The organism is Longimonas sp., from assembly GCF_046498435.1.
GTDB lineage: Bacteria > Bacteroidota > Rhodothermia > Rhodothermales > Salinibacteraceae > Longimonas.
This window is the reverse complement of the sequence record NZ_JAWOAR010000203.1, coordinates 1-4,163: the sequence shown is the minus strand read 5'-3', so window position 1 is coordinate 4,163 and position 4,163 is coordinate 1. Positions and strand designations below refer to the sequence as shown.

At 59.6% G+C, this 4,163-nt stretch carries 4 protein-coding genes and 1 pseudogene; 2 read left to right on the top strand and 3 right to left on the bottom strand.

Translation table 11 applies throughout. The annotated features are described in order from the left end of the window. Positions 1-517 (top strand): annotated as a pseudogene (locus R6U20_RS07615) (cell filamentation protein Fic); the annotation flags it as partial. A 256-nt stretch (positions 518-773) separates the two neighbouring features. Further along, positions 774-1,082 (top strand): transposase, encoded by a 309-nt coding sequence (locus R6U20_RS07610; protein WP_410337261.1) that lies wholly within the window; start codon positions 774-776, stop codon positions 1,080-1,082. 281 nt (positions 1,083-1,363) lie between these two features. On the opposite strand, the gene R6U20_RS07605 is transcribed toward R6U20_RS07610, so the two are convergent. The 3 genes from R6U20_RS07605 to R6U20_RS07595 form a co-directional block, all read right to left on the bottom strand. Then, positions 1,364-1,933 carry a LysM peptidoglycan-binding domain-containing protein gene (locus tag R6U20_RS07605; RefSeq protein WP_410337260.1) on the bottom strand — a complete coding sequence of 190 codons (570 nt, stop codon included), beginning with the start codon at positions 1,931-1,933 and terminating at the stop codon, positions 1,364-1,366. Between the two features lie 163 nt (positions 1,934-2,096). Continuing rightward, on the bottom strand, positions 2,097-3,158 hold the full coding sequence (gene trxB / locus R6U20_RS07600) for a thioredoxin-disulfide reductase (protein WP_410337259.1): 1,062 nt from the start codon (positions 3,156-3,158) through the stop codon (positions 2,097-2,099). 289 nt (positions 3,159-3,447) lie between these two features. Continuing rightward, positions 3,448-4,163: AIR synthase-related protein (locus R6U20_RS07595; RefSeq protein WP_410337258.1), on the bottom strand; the 716-nt coding region annotated here is incomplete at its 5' end.

Genomic DNA, 4,163 nt, shown 5'->3' with positions numbered 1-4,163 from the left:
CGAGGACGGGAATGGCCGGGTGCACCGGTGGCTCATCCACCACGTGCTCGCCGAGGCCGGATACAATCCGCCGGAGCTTCCGTTTCCGATCAGCGCGGCCATCCTGCGCAACATGTCTGCTTATCGTAAAGTGTTGCAGTCCTACTCGAAACCGCTCCTTTCTTGTATCGAGTGGGAGCCGACCGGTCGTGGCAATGTGCGCGTGTTAAACGACACGGCGGACCACTATCGCTTCTTTGATGCGACGGCGCACGCCGAGTTCTTGTACGACTGCGTGGAGGAGACTGTACGGCGCGACTTACCCGAGGAAGTGGCCTACCTCGAAAGCTACGACCGGTTCGTAGAGCGGGTGCGATACGTCGTCGAGATGCCATCCGCCATGTATGACCTCTTGCACCGCTTCCTCCGCCAGAACGACGGAACGTTGTCAAAGCGAGCCCGCACGAAGGAGTTCGCCGAATTGACAGAGGGCGAGGTAGATAAGATCGAGACGATTTTTGGGGAATGTATGGAATAGGGCGGTGGCGAAGCAGTTGGGCTCTTTGGTACCGCCGGTTCTGTGAACAACCCGGTTTCGTGAACAACCCGGTGCTTGATCTCCGGCGCAATGTAGTCGACCGCGTACCGGCCTCCAGCAAAGAGCGCGTACATGCGATGCTTGTAGGAGTTACGCACTTGACCCGAGGGGCGTCATTTCCTGCCTGTGAACGGGGCGGAGCCCCTAAACGACGGCGTCACGAGGCAGAGCCTCGCGACGAGATGACATTCGTGAGTTGCAACTGCGTAAGTCCTGGCTTGACAAGATCCTGGAGGCTCCAAGTCCAGAAGAGGCCCGCGAGGCGCTGGAGCGAGTCACGCCCGAGCTTCAGGAGAAGGCCCCGCTCGCTCTCAAGGTGCTGGAAGCGGGCTTCGAGGACGCCACCGCTGTCCTGGCGCTTCCCGCGAAGTACCGGCGCCGCCTCCGGACGAGCAACATGATCGAACGGTTCATTGAGGAGATTCGGCGGCGGGAGACCGTCATTCGAATTTTCCCGAACCTCATGTCGGCCCAGCGTCTGATCGGCGCTCTGTGTGCGGAATAGCATGAGGAATGGTCCACTGGCCGACGCTACCTCATCATGGACGAGTTCTTCGAGTGGAAGCGTCAGGTCGGGAAGCGTCAGGTCGGGAAGCGGCCCGTTCGAATCGAGTTCGTCCTCGACCGACTCCGATCCTTCGGCCACAGCGATGCACCAACAAGCACAACACGAAGCGATTACCGCCTAATGTAAAAACCTGGAAGAACGCCAATTACACAACAATCGGGGCTTGATCGCGCTGCGTCCCTTTTGTGCTCGTGCCTGGATGTGTAGATTCATACCTCTTACCGGTCGGGGATTTCAAGCTCTTGCCCGGGCTGGAGACGTCCGTCATTTAATTTGTTGTGCTGCTGGATACTGCCCACCGAGGAGCGGTGCGAGCGGGCAATGTCCCACAGCGTTTCGCCGGGCTGCACAACATGGGTGGCCCCAGCGCGACTGTTGTTGGTTTCGGTTTCGCTATTATTCTCGGCTACAACGGGCTGGCCGACCACCGTCACTGCGTTGGTCACGGCCTGCACCTCAGACAGACGGGCCGCGATTTCGGCGGCGCGCTCGTGTTCCTCTTCCGTCTGCACATCGCCCTCCAAGAGCACCGTGCCTCGCTCTACCTTGGGCTCAAAGTCGTACCCGCGCAGCCTGCGGTCGCGGGCCAGGGCTTGCTTAATGCGGGCTGCGAGCGAGAGATCATCCAGTCGCTCGTTGAGGGAGCGCTCGCCCTGCGGAGTTGAGGAGGCAGCGTTCGAGTCCACACTGGCCTGCTGGGATGATGAGTCGGGGGACGCGGTTTCGGCGGTAGGCGGCGATTCCGGGTTGGGGGCATCGGGGGATGCACAGCCAGTGCCGATAAGCACGAGCAGGATGCTAAGGATCATTCCGCACAAAGCTCCCAAGGAGCGCGAATACATCACAGGAAGTAAGGGGCTGGTGAAATGAGCGATGACACAGGCATTACCCGGGCAAAAATAATACCGTCCCCACCTCCAATGTGTAAGAGTCGAGGACGGCGTAACACGATTATGCATTCGAGGCCGTTGCCGGAGCCGCGTGATACTCGGTCTCGGTGCGCGGCTCGTCGATTACGCCATGCTCTGAGAGCCAGCGCTCAGCGTCGATTGCAGCCATGCAGCCGGTGCCTGCCGCGGTAACCGCCTGCCGGTAGACGTGGTCTTGTGCATCCCCACAGGCAAATACGCCCGGAATGTTGGTGTAGGTAGAGTCAGGCTGCGTTTCGATGTAGTCGCTATCGTCCATGTCGAGCCAGCCTTTAAACGGCTCGGTGTTGGGGGTATGGCCAATCGCCAGGAAGAGCCCCGTCACGTCGTCCATGACGTAGGTCTCCTCGGTGTTATTATTGATGACCTCGATGCCCGTCACCTGATCCTCGCCGAGCACATCGACAACTTCCGTATCCCACACAAAGGTAATTTTGTCATTGTCGAAGGCACGCTCCTGCATAATTTTGGAGGCGCGGAGTTCGTCACGGCGGTGGATGACCCGCACTTCTTTCGCGAACTTGGTGAGGAACATAGCTTCTTCCATCGCGCTATCGCCTCCGCCGACTACGGCCACGGTTTCGTCGCGGAAGAAGGCGCCATCGCAGGTCGCGCACGCAGAGACCCCGTGCCCCAGCAGCCGCTGCTCGTTTTCGAGGCCCAGGTAGCGAGCCGAGGCACCTGTGGCAATGATGACCGTCTGCGCGTGGATGAGCGTTTCTTCGTCCACCAGCAGGCGATAGGGGCGCTCGCTGAAGTCGACATCGGTCACGACGCCGTAGCACGACTCGGCCCCGAACTGCTCGGCCTGCGCCTGAAAGTCCTGCATCATATCGGGCCCCATGATGCCATCGGGATAGCCGGGGTAGTTTTCCACATCGGTGGTGGTGGTGAGCTGTCCGCCAGGCTCGGGCCCCATGAACACGAGCGGCTCCAGACTGGCACGCGCCGTGTACAGAGCGGCGGTCCAGCCCGCCGGGCCGGTACCAATGATGACGACATCGCGCATTTCGGCGTCGGTCCCGTCGATACCCTCGAAGGCGGAAAGATCAGGGGCGTGTCCGTTGGTTGCAGGCGTACTCATGATAGAGGAGGGCTTGATGCAAGGAGGAAACTACGCATCCAAACGCAGCAGCGTGGCCATAAGTTGTATAGCTGCGTATAGCTGCGGCAACGTGTGGAAGGCGTGCTGCTTCGTTGGAAAGAATGCTTCCGGTGTTACACGCGAAGGCCATACGATACGGCCTCTTGCTATATGCGCATTGTGTAGTATACTGTTATGTGGGCTACACAGGTACTCTTCTTTGCAAGAAGATGTTCGCACTCCTGCGGGTCTTTGCCCGCGTTGGACATTTGGCCTTGGTTTCTTATGCTTATGCTGCGGCGCGCTGCTCGGCATTCATCGCGTTGGGCAGCGTGTTTTCGTGTGCTTCGCGTAGCGCACTGAGTGGTGCTTCAACCCATGTGGTATCGTCCCATGTGATGCGTAGGGCATTGCCACCCACGGTACCGATCGGCGTTGCCACTGCGCCATCGATATCGCGAAGTGCGTCTTCCACCACCGATTTGCGGCCTTCAGCAACGGAAAAGACAATGCGCGACTGGGCTTCGCCAAAGAGCACTGCATCCGCTCGGGTACCTTCGGGAACCGAGAGGGCAGCGTCTATGCCACAGCCTCCATGCAAGGCCGACTCGGCCAGACACGTCGCCAGTCCGCCGTCGGATATGTCATGGGCGTGCTTCACGATTCCGGCTTGGATCAGCGTACGCATGGCCTGCTGTACAGCGACTTCTTCATCGAGCACAAGGCGCGGAGCATCGCCCGCGATTTGACCATGCACGGTAGCAAGATATTCCGACCCATCAATATCATTGGGATGCGGATGTCCATCTGGATACATCAGGAAAACCTGATCCCCTGGTGTTTGCACTCCAGCGGTGGTTGGCTGTGTGTGCAGGTCATCGACGCGCCCGACCATGCCAATCGTAGGCGTTGGATAGACGGCGCCGTCGGGGTGCTCGTTGTAGAACGAGACGTTGCCTCCGGTAACAGGCGTGCCGAGTGCAGTGCAGGCATTGTCCATGCCCT